The sequence below is a fragment of the Thiorhodovibrio frisius genome (genome assembly GCF_033954835.1).
Lineage (GTDB): Bacteria > Pseudomonadota > Gammaproteobacteria > Chromatiales > Chromatiaceae > Thiorhodovibrio > Thiorhodovibrio frisius.
This window is the reverse complement of the sequence record NZ_CP121471.1, coordinates 3,917,034-3,937,132: the sequence shown is the minus strand read 5'-3', so window position 1 is coordinate 3,937,132 and position 20,099 is coordinate 3,917,034. Positions and strand designations below refer to the sequence as shown.

Sequence of the window (20,099 nt, the reverse complement as noted above, 5' to 3'; positions counted from 1 at the left end):
ACCTGGCCACCCGTGACGTAACTGGTCTTTTCACGCCGGTGGTTTTCAATGCCACGAAGAAGTCAAAACCTGCTCTGGAACAAGGCTGTTTTGCTCATATCTGATGCGGGCTCGGGAAGGTTCCTTGGTGTCTCGCGGAATTGGCGGGTCGAATGACTGTCAATCCCGCGAGTTTCGCGCGGGAGACGCAGCCGAAGGCGCTTGACCCCGTTGCCGATGCCCTGAGCTTTTTGTTGTCGGCTGGCCAGTTGTCCTCGGGCTCCATGAGCCCAAGGGTTCTGAGCGTCCTCGATCAGTTGCGCGGTCAAGCGTCATCGGTCGCGGGTGCGCGGGGAGTGGTGACCGGCCTGCTCTCCTTAACCGGTAAAGAGGGTAGCGCGACGCCAAGAGAGATCCTCGCGACCTTGGCGCAAGCGGGGGATGGGTCGGCCAATCAACAGGGGCGGGTTTCCTCTGCGCCAAATACCCCAAGCGCGGCCGTTCTTTGGGGCCATTTCGGGCTCGCCCTATTCGACGAAGATCGGCTGGACGATGCAATCTGGGCATTGCGGCAGAGCCTGGATTGTCAGACGGAAGACGCGCGGATCTGGCGGGTTCTCGGCAATGCGCTCAGACTGCGGGGCGAGATTGACGAGGCCATCAGTGTCTACCAAGCGTTGTTGTCGCGCCGGCCCGACCAAGCAACCCACCGCCGCCTCCTGCTGGCGATGAACTCAAGCGCTAGCCTTTCTCCCGAGGAGGTCGCCGAAGAACACCGGCGCTGGGCCGACTTGTACGCGGCTCCCGCCGAGAATGCGGCGGCTAACCCGCGAGCAGCGAACCCCGACAAGTCGCCGCTTACTGTCGGCTATGTGTCGCCTGACTTTCGATCGCACCCGGTTGCCTATTTTTTTCTCCCCGTGGTGGAAGGGCACCGGCGCGATCACGTGCGGGTCGTTGCCTATGCAACAACCAAGGCGAGCGATAGCGTGCGCAGACGAATTCGCGCCGCCGCCGACCAATGGCGCGAGGTGGCAGGCTGGTCGCGGGACCGGCTCCTGCGGCAAATTCGCGCGGACGGCGTGGATATCTTGGTGGACTTGGCTGGCCATTTCACCGGAAATCGTTTGGATGTCTTCGCCTGCCGGGCGGCGCCGGTGCAAGTGACATATCTTGGGTATCCCAACACCACCGGCCTGCGCGCCATGGATTACCGATTGGTCGACCCCGTCAGCGATCCTCCGGGGCGAGCGGATGCCCTGGCCACCGAAGAGCTTATTCGTCTGGCGCCCGGGTTTCTTGCTTTCGAGCCACCATCGGACGCCCCGGCGGTAGCCGAAAGCCCGGCCGTGGCGCGTGGTTATATCACCTTCGGGTCATTCAACCGGATCGCCAAACTGTCCCCTCCGACCATCGAGACCTGGGCGGCCTTGCTGGAATCCGTGGCAAACGCGCGTCTGCTGCTGAAAAGCAACGGATTGACCACCGAAGGGAGTCGGGAGCGCTTGCGCATGGCGTTCTCGAACGCGGGCCTGCACGATCTCAGCCGACTGGATCTGCGCAACTATGTACCCTCACGGCGCGCCCATCTAGCGCTTTACGGGGAGCTGGACATCGCGCTCGACCCCTTCCCATACAATGGCACCACCACCACCTGCCAGGCGCTGTGGATGGGCGTGCCCGTGGTTGCCCTTGAGGGCGCTGCCCATGTATCCCGAATGGGCATGAGCTTGCTACAGCAAGTTGGACTGTCAGCCCATATCGCCAAGGATCGGGAAGCGTACGTGCGCATCGCCGCCAATCTTGCTAGCCAGGTCGAGCAGCTTAACGCCTTGCGACATTGTCTGCGCCCAATGATGGCATCCTCGCCCTTGCTTGATCACGTGGGCTTTGTCCGGCAACTTGAACATGCCTATCGCACACTTTGGCGGCGCGCCTGTGGGAGCCGTTCTTGATAGGGTTGATTTGGGGTTTTCGCAGGCGCCAGATGGTAGTTTGTTGGTGTATAAAGCGCTACGCACGGAATGGATGTGGGGCGCATCCAAGAAGAAACCTTCGCGGTGAGAATGCTTGGCGCTGAAGTCAAGCGCGGTATTTTACAGACCCTCTATACCGAGCGCCTCTTTAGAGACGATTGCAAGGCGCCGAGTCAAAGCGTCACCTCAAGGTTGGAGCACGCCTTCGCTAAATCGGTGGGAAGCCGCTATTTCGTCGCCGTCAATTCCTTGGTTGATCAGGTACGTTTTCAATCCGAATTTGCGTAGAGAACTGGTTGTTTAAAAAAATGAATGGGCATTTTTCGCCCAAACAAAAACGGCCCCAATTGGGGCCGTGGATTGTGCCTGTAGGAAGGAGACGGCTCAGGCGTTACGACGGCGGCGATAACCAACAAACCCCAGGCCGGCCAAAGCGGACGCAAACAGCGGCAGCGCGGCGGGAATTGGGACAGCCGATACTTGAACGGCGGCCAGCGCGGCATCGCCGATACCGCTTGTGTCATTTCCGTCTAGGTAACTGAAAACCAAGCGATCAATGCCGTTGAAAGCGGTTGTTCCGCTGAAATACCCGGTTCCAGCGGCTTCGAAGACATTTCCGGTAAATGTCTCGCTGTGGAGCTGATTCTCCCCTTTGAAGGCTGTCACCAAAATGCTCTCGGCACCACCGGTTTTCTTGAATAAGTCAAGAAAGTCGATTCGTGACACATTGACAGAGGAGTTGAAGGTGATCGTAAGTTGTTCAGTGTCTCCGATCTCGTCGTCTTGGATTCCGATTCCGTCCCATGCATCAGAGCTATCATGGGCGTACAGATCGCTACTTACGTCATCGGACGTGCCATCGAAAGGGGTGAAATTGAGACTTCCGCCATCGGCAGTGAGTTTTCCTGAAATTTCGCCAACATCGAAAGTGGGGGAGCTTTTTGAAATCCACCCGGTGCTATCCGTGAAATCCAGCAGTGCGGCATGCGCCGCACCAACGGCGGAAATACTCAGGAAGGCTGCGGTGATCGCTGTTTGGAAGCTTTTCATCTTGCACCTCGATTTTCTCGGCACCCTTGGGCGCTTCGCTTAATCTTAATGGCTAGGGTAGGCAGCAGCACCAAGGTTGGCGGTGCTTCACATAACGTATTTAGCTAGCGCGAGCGGGCTTGGTGCAACGGCGTCACTGAGTCAACTGCGCTGTTTTTGTTGCTTGCGCAACGCGAAACGGCCCCAGTTGGGGCCGTTTCGCTCGCGCGCTTCTAGGAACTCATCGGAAATCAAGCTTTGCGGCGTCGGAAGCCGACGAAGCCAAGGCCGGCGAGGGCCGACATAAACAGAGGTAAAGCGGCGGGGATGGGGACGGCGGTCAACTTGACATCATCAATGAAACCACCAAGGGTGTCATCATCCCCGAGCGCAAAGAATGTTAGGTTGAGGGTGTCTGCGCTGTCGAGGGTGAACGTTTGTGTGATGAGTTGCCAGCCTTCGCTGACGGTTCCGGATATAGTCCACTGATCCTGGAGTAACGTATCGTTGCCGAAAATATAGCCGTAATCGATTCTGTTTGTTTCGGCATTCTCCGTGCGGCCGGTATATTGGAACGACAGCTTGTACGTCCCCCCAGTGACATTTATATCATCAGACTTCATGCCCGAATTAGCTGAATCATTGTGTGCGTCTAGTTCGGCCAAGCTGTCGCCATTAGGAGCTTTTGGGGTGTAGTAGGGGCTGTCAACACTTGGATATGGCTGCCCTGTCTGAATCTCGATTGCAGCGCCTTCCCCAACGGCGGTCCAGCCACGAATGCGTTCGTAGGTGTCCCAGGTTCCGTTGCCGTTCCCGTGTGACCAACTCCCATCGGCGTTGTCGCCAATTTCGAAACTTCCGTTGGTGACAAGGTTGGCTGACGCGACGGACATGGCTCCGCAAGCCGCTAGGCCGGCGATTAGTGGAAAGAACATTTTCATAGGGAATTCTCCAGACCTTGTAGAGATGCGGTTAACCTTAAAGAAAACCTTGGTTATCCTCAAGCGGCGAACACTTGGCTTGGCTTTCGGGTTTGGTGACAGGATTTGTGATCGATAAATTTTTGTGATCGAGTAAGGGGTTTCCAGCGACTGAGGCGGGGAAGCCTCGATAGATCCCACTACGCGCCACTTAATTCTTAGAATAGTGACTGGGCTCACAAATTTCAACACCGCTCGTCGGATCGTGGCGGGACGGGGTCCAGGTATGCGTGCCTGGTTATGGTGGCATCGAGCGGAAACGGCGGGATGGTTTGGCGATTGCTCCCGGCTCGTGTGATCGTGCCAGGCTCCGGTGCCATCGCGCCAGGCGCGAAATAGCTACAGAAAACACCGGTGTGGTTCGCGGGAAATACTCTCACCACCTACAGTGGCCATGCCTGTTTTGGCAGAATATGTTACCGGGTGTCAGGCAAATCCTGTCAGTTTTGCCTCTGCGGGTGACTTGATCAGGATAGTCGCGGGTGCATGTTTGTGGTGTTTAGCAGGCATCGCTCGCGAAAGTAAAGTGCCAGGTCTTACCTGGTTCAGCAGCCCAAGGAGCGCGAATTCTGGTGAGGGTTCCGCCGAGAGCCTGAAAATCGCGTGCGAATTTGCTCCCCTGTGCTATCTTGAAGGATGAACAATCCTGGACTGCGAGAGATGTCCTTGTTCGAGGGTGCGCGGTATGGCCGCCGATCAAGCCGGAAGTCGGCGCGCCAGCCTGCTTGGGCGCGACCGGCGCTGGTTTCCGTGCGTTTTTGGGCATTTAATGGGTTTCACCTCTCATGCGGCCGCAATGGCTTTTCACGCCGGGTCCTGTCCCGATGTCCGAGGATACGCGACAAATCCTCGGTGCCCAAACGCCCTATTTTCGCACACCAGAATTCTCACAGGTTGTGCTCGAGTGCGAGCGTCTGCTGGTGGCGCTGGTGGGAGCGCCAAGCGGCAGTCGCGCCGTTTTCCTGACCGCTTCCGGCACGGCGGCGATGGAAGCCGGGGTGATCAACTTGCTGGGCTCCACGGACAGCGCCCTGGTGGTCAACGGCGGCAGTTTTGGGCAGCGTTTTTGCGATATTTGCCGTTGTCACGGCATCCCCCATCGTGAACTGCGACTAAGCGGTTCCGACCCTGTCCCCTATCCGGGGACCGGCGCGCGGGCACTCTTGCTCAATGGCCATGAAACCAGCACGGGCCGGTGCTACGATCTTGACGAAAGCGGAGCCTATTGCCGGCGTCACGGGATGCTGCATCTTGTCGATGCGATCAGTCTGTTCGTCACGGATGAGTTAAACATGGCGTCACAGGCTATCGACGTGCTCGTTCTTAGTTCGCATAAGGGGTTGGCCTTGGCGCCTGGGCTCGCGATGGTGGTGCTTGCACCCACCGCGCTTGCCGTGCTTAAGGAGCGGGTTCCCAGCTTCTATCTCGATTTTCACCCCTATCTAAACGACGGTATTCGCGGTCAGACACCCTTCACGCCCGCGGTGGGGATTCTGCTTGCCCTGCTGCAGCGCCTGCGGCAGATCCATGCCGAAGGTGTCAGCGTCCATATCGACAAGGCACGGGCGCTTGCGGCGCACTTTCGCGCCGGCATCAGGGGGCTTCCCTTGCGCCTCCATGCCAGCCCCGCCCCCAATGCGATGACGGCCTTGGAGCGCACCGACGGCGGCGACGCCCGCGATTTGGTGGTCGCGCTCAAGCAGCGTCATGGTCTGGTGCTAACGCCCAATGGGGGCGCATTGGCTGCGCGAGTTTTTCGTGTCTCCCACATGGGCGAGCAGCGGCATGACCGGCTCGCGGCCTTGCTCGTCGCGCTCCATGCCTATTTCAATAATCCTCGCTAGCCAGTGCGCGGAGGTTGTGCGATGAAAGCGTTGTTGATGGCCGCTGGTGTTGGCAATCGCATCAGCCGTCACCTGCATGGTCAACCCAAGTGCTGCGTGGAAGTTGGCGGCACGCCCTTGATTCGCTACACCTTCGATCTGCTGGCTAGGAAAGGCATTCGCGATATCGCTTTGGTCACGGGGTATCAAGAGCGTCACATTCTACAGGCCCTGGAGGGTATGGCTTTCCGCCGCTATTTCAACCCCTTTTTTCGTGTGACCAATTCCATTGCCTCGGTGTGGATGGCACGGGAGTTCCTGGCTAGCGAAACGGATTTGGTGATCATGAACGCCGATGTCTTTGTCGAAGACAGCGTTGTCGATACCTTATTGACCGAACAGCGATCACCCGTGGTCATTGCCGATAGTAGCCGAATTCAGGATGCCGATTACCGGCTGTCATGGAGTGACGGATTGCTGCGACGTTACGGCAAGGAGCTGACTGACGAGGAAACCACCGGGGAATATGTTGGCATTTGCACCTTGAACCGGCGGTATGTCGGTGTTTTCAAGCAAATGATGATTGAATGGATCAACCAGGAGGACTACAACTGCTGGTGGGAGGATGTGATCTATCGCACAGTTGAGTCCGGCGCCAAAGTGCATATCCAGGACATTGCCGGTCAGTTCTGGGCCGAGGTGGACTATATCGAGGATTATCAGCGCATCACGGACTTTGTTGCGGGAAACGGAACGGTGAGCGCACCGCCTCATTCATGTTGAAAGGCGGCGCGGTTCAGCTGCTATGTCCGTTGTTACTGTGTTGCGGTACGGTCAGCGAGGGCGGGCAGGCGGTCGAGGACATGGGTAGCCCTTTCGCGCAACGCTATCCTCGGGGCGAGGATATCTATGCGCGCAATATCTGGGATATGCAAGTGCATGCCGGGCGCATCTATCTCGGCGCGGGCAATAGCAGCAATCGCGGCCCTGCGGCCAACGCGGGCCGTGTGCCGATCATCGCCTATGATCCCGCGTTGGCGACTTTCGTCACCGAAGGCGAGGTCGCGGAGGAGCAGATTGACCTGTACCGGGTTCTTGATGGCCAACTCTATATCCCGGGTCATGATGCCACGCAAAATTGGGATTGGGGCAACTTCTATCGGCGCGGAGACAAGGGCGAGTGGAAGAAATATCGCACGATTCCCGGCGCGCTTCATGTTTACGACATCGTCCTGCATGGCAAGCGACTCCATGCGGCTCTGGGAATCCGCGGCGCGGCGGCGGTTGCGTCCTCCGAAAATGGCGGGAGTGACTGGAGCATCCAGGCATTGGGTCGCGGAAGGGTGTATGCCCTGCTTTCGATTGGCGGCGAACTCTTTGCCATTAAAACCTTCAGGCAAACCCGGATTCCCCGTCCGGGGATAGCGCGACTTATGCCCGGGAATGGCTTTCAGCCCGTTTTTGGATACACCAAGGAACGCGTCTTTCCACGAACGGATTTCACCGATAACCAGGCGCGCATGACGCGCTTGACTCCTGTCGGTGACGATGTCCTTTACTTGGGGGCTGATGTTCACAACGATCATCAAATCCAGCCCTTTGGGCTTTATCTCGCCATCCTGCGCGAGGGGCAACTGGATTTTGTCCGCATCGGATTGCCCGAGGAACTGACGCCTCGGGATCTGCTGCTTCGTGGCGACCAGGTGTATCTTCTCGCGAGTGCCACCAAGGGATCTGTGACACGAAATCAGGTGTTGGCCGTTGAAATTGATCAACTGTCGAAGGAAAAACGGCCGAAGATTTTGGGGTTACTGACATCGCTCTACTCCCCGACCGAGGATGCAGGTCATCCATGGCGGCGGATTTTGGTGTTCGACTACCCCACATTCGCGCGCTCGTTCGAGGAAATGAACGGGGATTTTTATTTCGGCATGGGCATGGAAATCGTCGATGAAAACAACTGGCGGCGAGATGAGTTGCAGGCCGAGACAGGACGGATCCTGCGGGTACAACCGGGAAAATGACACATGTCGAGCATCAAGGCACTGAAGCAATTTGATCGATCCCAGCTTTGGCGGTTATTTGTCGATGGACGCTTCCACAAAAAATATGGTGGCTGGGTCGGCTACGAAGCCGGCGAACGCGGGTCGGTGCGGGCGTGGCTCAGTGCCTTTGCCTACATGCTCGATCACTTCGATCTGTCATCCGGTTTGAAAGGGACCTATTTGCGGGAATTGCACAAGCGTGCCATGCTCGGCGTGCAAACCACCAACATCAAATCCAGTCCCGGCGATATTCGCTATCTGAATTCAGGCATCCCGTTCTTCGCCTCCTCAACCACCTACGAGCATCTCGTCGAGGTGTTCGCCATGCGCCGTGGCGATGGCACCGCCATGTTCAATAACCGCCGTTTCGCCAAACCGGCCGACGAGTTAAGCCTTGATGACGTCTGGGCGGCACTGCTCAAGGAGGGGCGACTCAACTACCGCAACTGGTATCCCAACCTTGATCTTCGCCAGCAGGAGGCGATCAACGGGCGGCACTCCCTGCAAGAATTCTACAGCGCCAAGCATAGCGTCCAAATGCTGATGGTGGCGAAAATGGAGGAGATTCTCGCGCGCTACAATCGCGACATTCGGCGTGCCAGGAACGACGAGGAAAAACTGGCGACGATTGCCCTGGTTCCGCGCGAACTCGAGTTGCTTCACCCGTTCCCGGATGGTAATTCACGCACTTTTAGTTGCGTTACCCTGACCCATCTGCTGCTTTGGCATGGTTTCAGCCCGACCTTGCTGGAAAATCCGAATCTCGACAATGAAGTCTCCCACGCCCAATGGGTTGGAGAGGTCAAGAAAGGCATGGCGCGATTCAAGGCATTATCCGCTAATCCGGACATGCGGGTATTTGATTTCTCGATCCAAGACATGGCATCCGGTGATCGCAAGCGTTTCCTGGAGATGGCATCCGAGGTGAACCGCTGTCTCGACAATCATCGCGAGATTTATCTGACCCCAGAGCGTTTGGCGGATTTCACCTCGGGGCGGTGGTTGATGGATTCCTGTGACCCAAATCTGCGGTTCACAGGTGTTGGAACCTATGGCACCCATCGCCCGGGAAACCTCTATTTCGCCTTGGCTCTTGGAGATTGGAGGACGGACAAAAAAGACCCCAGATGTGAATTGGCCGCAATCTTGTCAAAAGGCATGCGCGCACTGGTCATCGACGACATGCGTTATGCAACCGGATGGCCGGTGCCGGTCCTCCTGGTCGATGACATAACCGCTGCATTCAAGAACTGCGCCATACAGGTACGCCAGCAGAAAAACCCCACGACCGTTCTGGTGACGGGGACAGAAGGAAAAACTGGCGCCAAGGTACAGTTTCATCATCTGTTGAGCAAGCAAGTGCAAACCCATGCCGTTCTCAACAGCGCCAATACGGAAGTTCCGGTTCTTCGTTCCCTGATTGAGTTGAGCGAGGAGGATAAGGTCGAAATTAACGAAGTCTCCGTTGGCAGCGACGAAGCCTTGCGCGTCGAGCGCGCGCGCATGGTGAATCCGGACTTGTGCTTCATTACCAATGTCGGGCCCAACCACATGGACATGCACAAGACGCTCGACAATATCTTTATCGCGAAATCCTCCGTGGTTGAAGGCTTGCGCGACGGAGGAAAATGTATTGTCAATGCCGATATTCATCATTTTCCCAAGCTGATCGCGCAGATTGATCGGCGCCGACCGGGAACGCCGATTCTCACCTATGGAACCAGTGAGTTGAACAATGGCGTGCTGCTCACTCAGACGTTTGTTCCCGAGCGATTTGGATGGAATGTCAGGGCACGGATCAATGGTGAGGAACTGAGCTATTTTCTTCCGTTGTTCCAGCAGCACGCCCCTCTTGGCAGCGTGGGCATTTTGCTCGCGATTCAATACTTGGGCCATGACATACAGCGTGCCGCGCGCGACTACGCGGGCCTGATACCTTTTGAAACAATGGGGCGTATCCTTGAGTTTCCCAAGCGCTCGGGCAAGGTTTTGTTTTATGATCAAAGCCGACGCGGCGCCATCAAGGGCATGCGATCCGCCTTTGCGGATATGAAAAACTTTCGAATCGATGGCCGTATCGTGGCATTGGTGGGCGGGATTTCCACCAAGAAAGATTCCGACTGGACGCGTGAAGCCCATACCGAGCTGGCGCAACTGATCAACGATAGCCGCATTGCCCGGCTCTACACGACCGGCAATTACATGGACTACGTCACCGAACGACTCAAAGATCCGTCCATCTTTGTCAGGCATTGCGATGACCTGGATGCGCTCGCGCAAAATCTGTTCAATGAAGTGCGAGGCGGCGATCTGCTCTTCATCATTGGCAATGCCTATTTGTATCTCGGGCGCGTCTCCGAGCGTTTACTTGCGCTTAAAGACGAAAGCCGCTTTGACCCAGCCATTGTTGATCAGTCGCTGAGCCAGGAGACGTTTGAATTCTACCAAGGTCTGGTGACACAGGCCGAGGTTGATCGTGGTTTGAGCCTGGAGCAGGCGTTGTACCAGACGGGCCTACCCGAGCATTCGTTTGCGGCTTTTCAAGCGCTCTACCCAACATTTGAACAAGCTTGTGGATTTATGCTCTTTGATTTCTTCGCCCAGATTGACAAGGCATTAACGAACCAATGGAGTTTGGTCAATGTCAATGAAGCAATGAAAACAGGCGGTTTTGAGAGCTACGTTTATTCCAAAGATTATTGCTCACGTTGGTTTGCAAACTTTACAAAACAAAGTAATTTAAAAAAGAAACAGTTGTTTGGCAGTTTTTACGACTATGGCAACGAAGCCTACTTATTGCATATCGAGGTCGCGACAACGAATTTACATCTGGGTTTCGTCAGCTGGCGGCAGAATGATGAGAATGAAGAAGCTGGTCGTACCCTTGTGAGAATGACGGCAGCTGAGCGAAGTAGTGCCGCTCAAAGATTCACTGCACTAACGGACTTAACTTTTCGATTCTTGCCGCGTGACTGGGGGCTAGGTTGGATCTCTTACGATTGTGGAGCCTGGATTGACCCAATCAATACAAAAAATTTCTGCAGACTACGTGATCCCTTGAATAATGACTTTTATACTCAAACATTGGAGCCATTATTAAAAAAATTGGTAGCGACCGTGGCGAATAAACCTTCTTCTTGAGGTGTCAATGCCGATTAACACTAAAGCTGATGGCAAAGCGCCGCTGCTAGAACTCATCGAGAAAAATAGCAATGAATACTGCATCGAGCCAACAAAAAAGGATGCGTATGATCGTATAGTGACGTATGGATGTTGGCGGTTCTTTTTCGCGCTCAGAGGACAATACGCTCCGCTGGACGTAACTGACACAGCAGGGCGTGGCATCCCCGATTATGTCGCACGTATTCTACTGAAATTTGAGACTGCGCGGATCCTCTTAACCGAGAGTTTTAATCTGCGTGACCCGCTGCAGGAAGGCTTTTTTCATCGCCAAGGCGCGAAGTTTATTGATATTGCAATTGATGATATTCCCAAGAAGTATGGTATCGCATCTGGAATAGTGCGTGACGATGTCCATGAAGTATTGGAGGGTACGGTCTATCAGGGGAAGTCACTGAGAATTGTTGTCCATCGTAATTTGATCTCGAAAACCGCAACTCCAATTCATGAACTTTTTCATTTGTTCCAGTATGGCTATGCGCATTTCAATAACCCATGGTTCATGGAAGGGCTTGCGCGATGGGCTCAAAGCATTGTGCAGGATGGAACCGGTCAAACCGAGGAGCTGCCGCAGGATATTGAAGCCTTGGATGTGCTGCTAAACCGCAAGCATGACGCTGAATTTTTCTGGAATCGCCTGGTCGAATTATGCGATCCACAGCCAGCGTTTGATATACCGGAGGTGCTGGCTGAAAGTTCAGAACTCCCCAATAATAACAAATGCGGAGCGCGTTACGTGCGGTTATTGCTGGAAGCATGCGAAGGTGCCTGCAAAAAAATGGAGCAGCAACTCTGGCGAAAGGATATGGTCGCTTCGCATTACTGGTCGCGGGAGGCGACGCGTTCCCCAACCAATAACCAATTTATTTTTGCAGCCATTCTAGCGAGTGCGCAGCAGTCGGTTACTCAACCGTCGCGCGCGCTTGAAAACTTTCTCGCTTTGATTCGGGTGCAAGCTTACGCTAGAGAAATGGCTTATACCGCTTGGAATGTTCAAGCATTTCTGCGGGTTCTTCAGCGATTGGATGCCAGCTTGGTCAAAGAGACAAATGGGGTACTGCATTCGTCCTATTTTGACCCAATAACAGGAACGCTGTCAGTTAAAGCACTACGGGTTTCCGGTATTAAGAAAGATGATGTGCGACATTTCGGCGTTCTGCGGCGCTTCATTGGAGAACTTCGGCTGGAGTCCTGTCCAGAATTGGTAACACTGAGTGGTTTTGAAAATCTTGAGCTAATTGAGGGAGGGATAATTTTCAGTCGATTGGACATAGCATCTTTGAAGGGCTTCAATTGTTTACGCACAGTTGGCAGACTGGAGATTTCAAATTTGCCACAACTTAAGCACGTGAGCGGACTGAACCAGTTGGAGAATGCAGGGACTGCATTGCAGTTGCTGAACCTACCGACATTAAGTACGGTTTCTGGGTTTGGGATGCTGGCCGCAGCAGAATCAATTGAGATTCACAATACGGCGCTCACCAAGGCAGATTTTCTACGAACCCTATTCGGCAACAACCAAGACTTTGGTGGGGCGGTCAAGATCACTCGTAATCACCTGACCAACGTCACTTTCATGCAGGGAGTCCGCTGTGTTGCATCGTCGTTGTTTCTGCACCAAAACCGACTGGATCAACTCGACGGGCTTCAGGCGCTAACTCAGGTTGGCGGCAGCCTGTCTCTTTCTGCCAACCGACTCAGCTCACTAAAGGAGTTGAGCAGCCTTGAGCGCGTGGGCGGAGTTCTCGCGTTGTCTTACAACCGCTTAACCACGCTTCAAGGACTCGAAAACCTCCGGTCCCTTAAAACCAAGCAATGGGGGGATCAGTATTTTACGATTAAGCTGTACGGCAATTCTGAGTTAAATGACATCAGCGCTTTAAAGAACGTGCTGACCGATGGTCACTATCTTGTCATGCAGTGCGATGCGCATCTGCAATATAGATTCAAGCCGAGCCCCGATTCTGATTTTCACCGCAACATTTTGGAATTGCGCGATTTCAAGAACCATTCAGTTTTACCAACCTTTCAGTTTGTTAAGAAACCTTCACATGATTATACGCTATTCGGTCGGTCAACACACAATAAGCTGCTGACTTCGCTCTTCGATTTCGAGATTGCGGATGCTAAGATACTTGTTCTTTCATTTTCCGGGGCTTATGGCAATTTGGGTGGGCTTTTTTATAACAAGTTCCCGCTGCTTATCGAAACTGTCGATACCCATAAGATCTTTATTATGGATCCTGAGAACAGTTGGTACCACAAAGGAATTCGCCCCTTCACCTGCGACATGGAAAGCAATATTCACTTTCTACGCTCCTTGATCACATCGAAGCCCTATAAGAAGGTGATTTGCATGGGCACCTCAATGGGAGCCTATATGTCATTGCTTCTGGGCTGTTTGCTGGAAGGGCTCGTTCACGAGGTGCTGGCTTTTTCGCCGCAAGTTTTTCTCGATGAGACAAATCGAAAGCACCATCGGGAGCAGCGGTGGCATACCCTAATGCGGCAGCTTCCCCATGGTATCAATCCTGAATTCTTGGACCTTGGACGTTTGTTCGAACATCACCAAAACAATTCGACCCGATTCATCATCCACTATAGCAGCGCATTACCGCCGGATAATGCTCATGTACAACGTCTTCCCAAACAATCAAACATCCGGCTCGTTCCTTACAACGAGCCGGATCATTACATTACTGTGATGCTACACAAGCAAAATCGGCTCAATCCCATCATACTAGAATCACTAATAGGGGATGGCAACTCCGCAAAGTGATGGTAACAAGCTAGGAGAAAAGGGGGCTGGTTCGGATATTTTCTCGCCGAAATGACAAATGTTTAATCTTAAACTGCGTCGCAATAGGAGAATGTAGTTTTTTCGAACCTGGCGCCGTCAAAATACGTATCTTGAACGGGATGCGGTTTAATCTTCCCAGTACGGCAGCAGCTTGGCAAAAATGCAGGCTATATGCTGAATGGTTTCGATGCGAAACCATTGTACTTTTGGGGCCAGGCTCGAATTCTTTTTTCCGGCGGTGTTTATGGGGCCAGGGTGAAATTGTTTTGCAGGCAACACAGAATGATGAGGCATCTCTAAGGCCGCTTCCGCCCGGCGGTCCAATGGCTCATCCGCGAACCAACAAGTGTTAACCAGCGAATATGGCCAGCACACCCACACCGCATGATTGCTTTTTCCGCGAGAACTTCGTGCGACCGGTCATCGCGCGTGACTTCCTGGCGCAGACGCTGCCGCCGGCGTTGCTCGCTGATCTTGATCTGGAGCGGCTGGTCATCTCGCCCGACACCTTTGTGACCGAGGCGCTGCGCAAGATCTACTCGGACCTGATTTACCAAATTCCCTATCGCCGCAGTACCTTGTCGGTTTACCTGTTGTTTGAGCACAAAAGTCAACCAGAGCATTGGGTGTTGCTGCAACTGTTGCGCTACATTGTTGCCAGCGGCGAGCTGTATCGCGACCAGAACCCCAAGGCCAGGCACCTGCCGCCCATCTACCCATTGGTGCTTTATCACGGCCAGAAACAATGGCGCGCCCCTGCGTACTTCCATGACCTCATCGACCCGCTGCCTGAGTCGATCAAGCCCTATGTGCCGCAATTTGGCTATGCGCTGCATGATATCTCAGCCAGAAGCACCACGGAAATCAGGGGCGGGGTGTTGTCCCGGCTGATTCAACTGGCGCTGCGCCATATTTACAGTGATCAGCCCGAGGAGCGCTTGCGGGAACTGCTGGCGCTGATCGCCAAAATCAGGCGCGATACCACCGCGCTGGACATCCTCGAATCCTTGCTGCGTTACTATGTCCAAGGCACCGGCCGCCTCGACGAGCATCAGGCGCGCAGCCTGATTGAACAGACCTTTCCCGGAGAACCGCTGATGGAAACCTTCATTGACCGATACATTGCCCAAGGCGAACTGCGTGGCGAGCAGCGTGGGGAGCAGCGTGGCGAACAGCGTGGCGAACAGCGCGGCGAACAGCGAGGTCAGGCGCGGTCGCTGCTGCGACTGATCGAGCGCAAATTCGGCCCGCCCAGTGAGCCTATCCTTGCCCAGATCACGGAAGCCGATTCGGACACGCTACTCATCTGGTTTGATCGTGCCATCGATGCGCGCAGTATCGACGAGGTGCTGCATTGAGTAGCCAGCGTGTTTGAACTTTTGGGACCAGGCCGAATTCGCTTTTCCGGCCACCTCAAGAAGGCGCTCCGAGGCGCAAAAGGCACCGGCTAAGCCCTCCCGTCCGCGCCAGAGAATCGCCTAAACTGCCCGAATGACCGCCGAGACCGAAACGCCCAACTCCGGTCGCCGATGAAGACCGATCACCCCATCTACCTGTTTCTGCGCAGTGGCCCCGAAGCCTTTCGGGTGCTCAGCGGCGGGATGGAACTGCAAGGCCCCTATAACGCCTGCTCGTTGACCATCAAAGACATCGAACGCCGGCTCGATGGGTTGGTTGAACCCGACGGTCATGACGGGCCGACCTATGTGGTCGAATTCCAAGCCCAGCGCTCAGCCAAGGCGCGGTAAAATCTGAGCGGCAAACTTTGGCGCTGCGGGGAAGAACACCCGGAGCGGGACGTGTTTGGCATCGCGATCTTCCTCCATGCCGCCGACATTCCCAAGCACCCCAGATGGGTGGATGAGAGCGGCTCACCGATTCGCTGTGTCGCCTTGAATTTATGGCGCTAGGAAATGAGTGAGCGGTGCTTTGTGATAACTCGCTGTATACGCAGAGACCTTGCGCGACGCTCATCGCCTTCTCAAAGGCGGATTTTTGGTTAATAATGCTTTGTGTAAGCACCAGGGCTGTGATTAAGCGGCGGAGTGCTGCGCAAGCTAAACTTTAAATGTCCCAAAGCCCAGGCCAAGTTCGCGCTTTTCAAGGGGCCACAGATAGCAGGGAGTGACACTATGCGGAGACTTCAGTTCTGTTTATGGGGGCCAGGGGCGACTTGGCTCGGGTTAGGTCTGTGCGGGATGGCGATCCTCTTGGCTTCCCCGGCTGCGATGGCTGAGGATGTGGCCGATCCGGAAGCAAACACGTTCGAGTCCTCGGGTTACGGTCTCCACCCGGGCGACATCATTCTCATCTCGATTTGGGGCGAGGAAGGGCTGGATCGGCCAGTGCTGGTTGGCCCGGACGGGCGGATTTCCTTTCCGCTGGTGGGTAACCTCAAAGCTGGTGGGCGCACTGTCGAGGAGCTCACTGGCATTATCGCCAAGCGCGTCTCCCGATATGTTCCCAATCCCTTGGTGACCGTCAGTCTGCAAGACATTCCGGGCAATCGCATTTATGTCCTCGGGCGGGTCAATAAGCCAGGGGATTTCATGATCGGCCGCGACGTGCAGGTGATGCAGGCGTTGGCCATGGCAGGCGGTCTGACGCCCTTCGCGGATCGGAAAGACATTAAGGTGCTGCGCACCGTCGATGGAAAGCAGGTGCAGATTCCTTTCAATTACAAGGAAGTCGAGCGCGGGAAAAACCTTCAGCAAAATATTCCGCTGCAGGCGGGTGACGTCGTCGTCGTCCCCTAGACGGCCCTGACCGAAGGACTCGCGTGCGGGTTTTTTCGGAAAATATTTTGGCAAAAATTTCAATTTCTCATATTCTTGGAGGTGTAAACTAATATTTAGTTGAAAAAAAGGGTTGATAGCGTTGTCAAATAAGACTGTAGTGCATTTGCGTCTTAGGCTCGGGGAGCTGGTTGGGGGCCGAAGTGTTTGGTTCTGGCGACCAAACCGGTTCGGGCTTCTGGTTATTGCCACGCTGTTGTCGTTATCAGCATCCGCGCAGGACTGGTATCTGCAGCCGAAGGCCAGCGTCGACAGTTTCTACGACGATAATGTGCGACTGACAACCATTGACGCGCAAAGCTCTGTTGGCGCGGTCGCCCGCGCCGAGGTCAAACTGGGCCGGCGCACCGAGGCCGGCGAGGTCGCGATCAACGGCGGAGTCAGCTCTCACCGCTACGACGCGGTTTCAGAGCTGAACAATACCGACGGTTTTCTCGGGTTGAGTTCGGCTTATCAACTCGAGCGCAGCCGCTTCGGCCTGAGTACCCTGATCGAATACGACTCCACCCTTACCAGTGAGGTGGAAACCTCGGGCTACGTGCAAACGAACAAACGCCGCACACGTCTATTTGTCGCCCCGTCTTGGAGTTACTCGCTCAGCAACCGTGCCAGTCTTGGGGTCGGCGCCAGCTATACAGATGTTTCTTACCAGGATGTCGGTCAGATTCCCCTGTATAATTATCGCATGACCGGCGGCAGCCTTGAGGGGATCTATCTCTGGAGCGAACGCGCGCAGCTGATCTCCCGCTTGGCCTACGACCACTATGAGGCCGATGGGTTAGGGACGAGTTCCGATACTATCGGTTTGCTGACCGGCGGCGCTTTCGCGATTTCCGAGCGTATGTCGTTAGTGCGCCAAGCGAAGCTTGGCGCTTCTTGCCGGGTGAAAGTCCCGGTCGGGTAAGGGCTAGCCACCCACCCGTATCGCGTGTTGCGCCTCTGGCGGATAGCGACGCACTGGTCAGGAGACTGGTGCTATCGTGAACAAAAGAGGTGAAGCGTACATAGAGAAACTTGTAGGCCAGAGGGGTGTACGCACCACCCTGAAGCGATTTCAGCCTCGTTAAAAGCATTAAAGCAGACGGCGACAGGGTTAACGACCTGGAAGCCAACACAGAGGACTCAATAGAACGACGATGGGCAAGATATTGTGGCACTGCCGGGAAACCAGGCAGCAAACAGAGAAAACAAACGTTGCCCTAAGGTCGTTCACGGCGAGAGTCCCGAGGGTCTGTCGGGGTCCGAGCGCCTGGCATGCAAGCACAGAAGCGTCGAGAACTTGGGAGACCCCATCAGCTCCCGGCGGGAGAGGTAAGGCATGCGGTTATTGAGACACACAGGGGGAAACCCCGAAACGGAATTAGACCGAAGCCTAGAGCCGACCGACCGGGGAAGCGCAACTGACCGAGAAGGAAGGTTCGCCGGAAGCGGATGGGGAGTCAGACCGACTCATAGTACTCCGAGCGCGGGAGAGCCGCGTACATGGGAAAGGGGTCGGCGAAGTGATGCAGCCAACAAAGGACACTTCACCCAGACACGACGGGCTGGACCATGAAGCAAACCTCCCTGTTGGGAATAGCGAAAAAGGCGGCATCGGACAAGGCCCATCGATTCCGCAACCTCTTTGGCCTGCTCAACGTCAGCTATCTTCTGGCCTGTTGGCGGCTGATTAACAAAGGTGCGGCCAGCGGTGTCGACCGACTGGATGCCCGCGCCTATGAAGCCAACCTTCAGGACAATGTAGAAGCACTGGCGGCGGCGGTCAAAGGGGGATGGTATCGGGCCAAGCTGGTACTGAGAAGATACATCCCCAAGCTCAACGGAAAGTTGAGGCCATTGGGGATTCCGGCCATCGCGGACAAAGTGCTCCAGATGGGGGTTACCAAGATACTGGAAGAGATTTATGAGCAGGACTTTCTGGACTGTAGCTATGGTTACCGACCTCGGGTTGGTGCCCTGGATGCAGTGCGAGACCTGAGCGCCGAGCTGCGAAGCGGGCGTTATCACTTCCTGGTCGAGGCGGATATTCGCGCATTCTTTGATCGAATCGATCACGATACACTGATCGAACTGTTGCAGCGACGGATAGACGATGAACCCTTTTTGCGGCTGATTCGCAAGTGGTTAAAGGCCGGCGTTTTGGAGCCAGATGGCGCGGTTCAGCATCCCAAGACAGGCTCGCCCCAGGGCGGGATCATCTCCCCGATGCTTGCGAATATCTATCTCCACTACGCGCTAGATGAGTGGTTTGAGAACACGGTCAAGACACATTGCAAAGGGAAAGCGTACCTCTGTCGGTATGCCGACGATTTTGTGTGCGCGTTTGAATGTGAGTTCGACGCCCAGCGCTTTTATCGGGTGCTTGGGTTGCGGATGGAGCGGTTCGGGCTGGAAGTCGCGCAAGAGAAAACGCAGTTGCTGCGGTTCTCGCGTCAGGACTGGACGCGTAACGGCACCTTTGAGTTTCTCGGATTCGAGTTTCGCTGGGGACGAGGGCGTTGGGGAAAACCCGCGCTCAAACGGCGCACGGCACGGAAGAAATACCGCGCCTCCCTGGCCAGTTTTCGAGACTGGTGTCGGGCACACTGCCGGATGCACAAGGACAAGTTCTTCGCGGCTCTCAATGCGAAGCTGCGCGGGTACTACAATTACTACGGTATCCGAGGCAACTCCGACAGCCTGGGTGACTTTTTCTACCATGTCACACGCATGCTCTACCGGGAGCTGAATCGCCGCAGTCAGCGGCGCAGTTACAACTGGAAGGGCTTTGCCGAACTGATCAAGGTGTTCAAGCTTGAGCGACCACGAATCTGCCACAGCTTCTGAGTATTCTGCAATGTTGCCGCGTGCGAAGCGAATCATTTCGAGGAGCCCGGTGCGGTAGTTCCGCACGCCGGGATCTGTACGGGGGCGGCCGGGTAACTGGCCGTCCTACCGTGATGAGGCGTTGGTTGGCCCGCGCTTCGCCAGGTATGAAACGCCGAGCCCGCTCGGCGGCACGGAAAGTCAGGACAGCACCGGGCTCCTGATTGACCTTTCAGTCGAGAAGCGCTTCAACGTCGGTAAACTGGAGCTTTCGGGCTCCCAGGCGCTCCTGCCGAGTAGCAGCGGCGATCTGGTGAACACCACATCTGCCGGTTTGGCGCTGGATTATCCGATCAGCGCGCGTTGGTCACTGCTGCTTGATACCAATGCCTACCGCAATCGTAATCCCGGCGGCGAGCAAGATGGCAATAACCGCGACTACGTATCGGTCCAACCGGGCTTGCGCCATCAGCTCGGGGAATGGTTGCAGCTTGACCTTAGCTACCGGTTACGTTATCAGAAATATACGGAAAGACAAGAGGATGCCCTTTCCAACGCCGTCTTTCTCAACCTGGGCTACACCCCGCCGGTGCACTGAATGGATCGCCTGAAGGGCTCGGCTTTCCTGATGGACCCATCGAGCCGCTAGTTCTGTGTCTATGTTCGCCGCCAGTGAAGGGAAGTCTG

At 55.3% G+C, this 20,099-nt stretch carries 15 protein-coding genes; 13 read left to right on the top strand and 2 right to left on the bottom strand.

The genetic code is table 11. The annotated features are described in order from the left end of the window. The first annotated feature begins 152 nt into the window (after positions 1-152). On the top strand, positions 153-1,934 hold the full coding sequence (locus Thiofri_RS17915; RefSeq protein ID WP_009147515.1) for an O-linked N-acetylglucosamine transferase, SPINDLY family protein: 1,782 nt from the start codon (positions 153-155) through the stop codon (positions 1,932-1,934). A 69-nt stretch (positions 1,935-2,003) separates the two neighbouring features. Then, positions 2,004-2,243, top strand: a complete 240-nt coding sequence (locus tag Thiofri_RS17910; RefSeq protein ID WP_009147516.1) for a hypothetical protein — start codon at positions 2,004-2,006, stop codon at positions 2,241-2,243. Between the two features lie 96 nt (positions 2,244-2,339). Here Thiofri_RS17910 and Thiofri_RS17905 read toward each other — a convergent pair whose 3' ends face one another. Together Thiofri_RS17905 and Thiofri_RS17900 are read right to left on the bottom strand one after the other, a co-directional pair. After that, positions 2,340-3,005, bottom strand: a complete 666-nt coding sequence (locus tag Thiofri_RS17905; RefSeq protein ID WP_009147517.1) for a VPLPA-CTERM sorting domain-containing protein — start codon at positions 3,003-3,005, stop codon at positions 2,340-2,342. Positions 3,006-3,235: 230 nt separating this feature from the next. Beyond that, positions 3,236-3,925, bottom strand: coding sequence for a hypothetical protein (locus Thiofri_RS17900; protein WP_009147518.1), 690 nt, complete (start codon positions 3,923-3,925; stop codon positions 3,236-3,238). An 863-nt stretch (positions 3,926-4,788) separates the two neighbouring features. Between Thiofri_RS17900 and Thiofri_RS17895 the strand changes: the two genes are divergently transcribed. From Thiofri_RS17895 to Thiofri_RS17845, 11 genes are all read left to right on the top strand, one after another. Beyond that, positions 4,789-5,808, top strand: coding sequence for a pyridoxal-phosphate-dependent aminotransferase family protein (locus Thiofri_RS17895; protein ID WP_040854698.1), 1,020 nt, complete (start codon positions 4,789-4,791; stop codon positions 5,806-5,808). Between the two features lie 21 nt (positions 5,809-5,829). Further along, positions 5,830-6,570, top strand: coding sequence for a phosphocholine cytidylyltransferase family protein (locus Thiofri_RS17890; RefSeq protein ID WP_009147520.1), 741 nt, complete (start codon positions 5,830-5,832; stop codon positions 6,568-6,570). Between the two features lie 152 nt (positions 6,571-6,722). Beyond that, the gene (locus Thiofri_RS17885) at positions 6,723-7,811 is read left to right on the top strand and encodes a hypothetical protein (protein WP_190275774.1); all 1,089 of its coding nucleotides are present in this window, start codon (positions 6,723-6,725) and stop codon (positions 7,809-7,811) included. 3 nt (positions 7,812-7,814) lie between these two features. After that, on the top strand, positions 7,815-10,973 hold the full coding sequence (locus tag Thiofri_RS17880; protein ID WP_009147522.1) for a Mur ligase family protein: 3,159 nt from the start codon (positions 7,815-7,817) through the stop codon (positions 10,971-10,973). 7 nt (positions 10,974-10,980) lie between these two features. Further along, positions 10,981-13,791, top strand: coding sequence for a leucine-rich repeat domain-containing protein (locus tag Thiofri_RS17875; RefSeq protein ID WP_009147523.1), 2,811 nt, complete (start codon positions 10,981-10,983; stop codon positions 13,789-13,791). 383 nt (positions 13,792-14,174) lie between these two features. Further along, on the top strand, positions 14,175-15,170 hold the full coding sequence (locus Thiofri_RS17870; RefSeq protein WP_009147524.1) for an Rpn family recombination-promoting nuclease/putative transposase: 996 nt from the start codon (positions 14,175-14,177) through the stop codon (positions 15,168-15,170). Positions 15,171-15,341: 171 nt separating this feature from the next. Further along, positions 15,342-15,560: a DUF2887 domain-containing protein gene (locus tag Thiofri_RS17865; RefSeq protein ID WP_009147525.1), complete on the top strand. Its 219-nt coding sequence runs from the start codon at positions 15,342-15,344 to the stop codon at positions 15,558-15,560. 450 nt (positions 15,561-16,010) lie between these two features. Next, on the top strand, positions 16,011-16,568 hold the full coding sequence (locus tag Thiofri_RS17860) for a polysaccharide biosynthesis/export family protein (RefSeq protein ID WP_143741800.1): 558 nt from the start codon (positions 16,011-16,013) through the stop codon (positions 16,566-16,568). 235 nt (positions 16,569-16,803) lie between these two features. Continuing rightward, a complete protein-coding gene (locus Thiofri_RS17855) occupies positions 16,804-17,511 on the top strand; it encodes a hypothetical protein (RefSeq protein ID WP_040854707.1) in 708 nt (235 codons plus the stop codon). Between the two features lie 647 nt (positions 17,512-18,158). Next, complete coding sequence (gene ltrA, locus Thiofri_RS17850) at positions 18,159-19,433, top strand: group II intron reverse transcriptase/maturase (RefSeq protein ID WP_009147486.1); 1,275 nt, start codon at positions 18,159-18,161, stop codon at positions 19,431-19,433. Between the two features lie 121 nt (positions 19,434-19,554). Further along, complete coding sequence (locus Thiofri_RS17845) at positions 19,555-20,010, top strand: hypothetical protein (protein ID WP_040854709.1); 456 nt, start codon at positions 19,555-19,557, stop codon at positions 20,008-20,010. The last annotated feature ends 89 nt before the right edge of the window (positions 20,011-20,099 follow it).

Coding starts and splice junctions, on each gene's coding strand:
- Thiofri_RS17875 (WP_009147523.1), top strand. CDS start 10,981: ATGCCGATTAACACTAAAGCTGATGGCAAAGCGCCGCTGCTAGAACTC.
- Thiofri_RS17910 (WP_009147516.1), top strand. CDS start 2,004: ATGGATGTGGGGCGCATCCAAGAAGAAACCTTCGCGGTGAGAATGCTT.
- Thiofri_RS17895 (WP_040854698.1), top strand. CDS start 4,789: ATGTCCGAGGATACGCGACAAATCCTCGGTGCCCAAACGCCCTATTTT.
- ltrA (WP_009147486.1), top strand. CDS start 18,159: ATGAAGCAAACCTCCCTGTTGGGAATAGCGAAAAAGGCGGCATCGGAC.
- Thiofri_RS17890 (WP_009147520.1), top strand. CDS start 5,830: ATGAAAGCGTTGTTGATGGCCGCTGGTGTTGGCAATCGCATCAGCCGT.
- Thiofri_RS17905 (WP_009147517.1), bottom strand. CDS start 3,005: ATGAAAAGCTTCCAAACAGCGATCACCGCAGCCTTCCTGAGTATTTCC.
- Thiofri_RS17870 (WP_009147524.1), top strand. CDS start 14,175: ATGGCCAGCACACCCACACCGCATGATTGCTTTTTCCGCGAGAACTTC.
- Thiofri_RS17865 (WP_009147525.1), top strand. CDS start 15,342: ATGAAGACCGATCACCCCATCTACCTGTTTCTGCGCAGTGGCCCCGAA.
- Thiofri_RS17860 (WP_143741800.1), top strand. CDS start 16,011: ATGGCGATCCTCTTGGCTTCCCCGGCTGCGATGGCTGAGGATGTGGCC.
- Thiofri_RS17880 (WP_009147522.1), top strand. CDS start 7,815: ATGTCGAGCATCAAGGCACTGAAGCAATTTGATCGATCCCAGCTTTGG.
- Thiofri_RS17915 (WP_009147515.1), top strand. CDS start 153: ATGACTGTCAATCCCGCGAGTTTCGCGCGGGAGACGCAGCCGAAGGCG.
- Thiofri_RS17900 (WP_009147518.1), bottom strand. CDS start 3,925: ATGAAAATGTTCTTTCCACTAATCGCCGGCCTAGCGGCTTGCGGAGCC.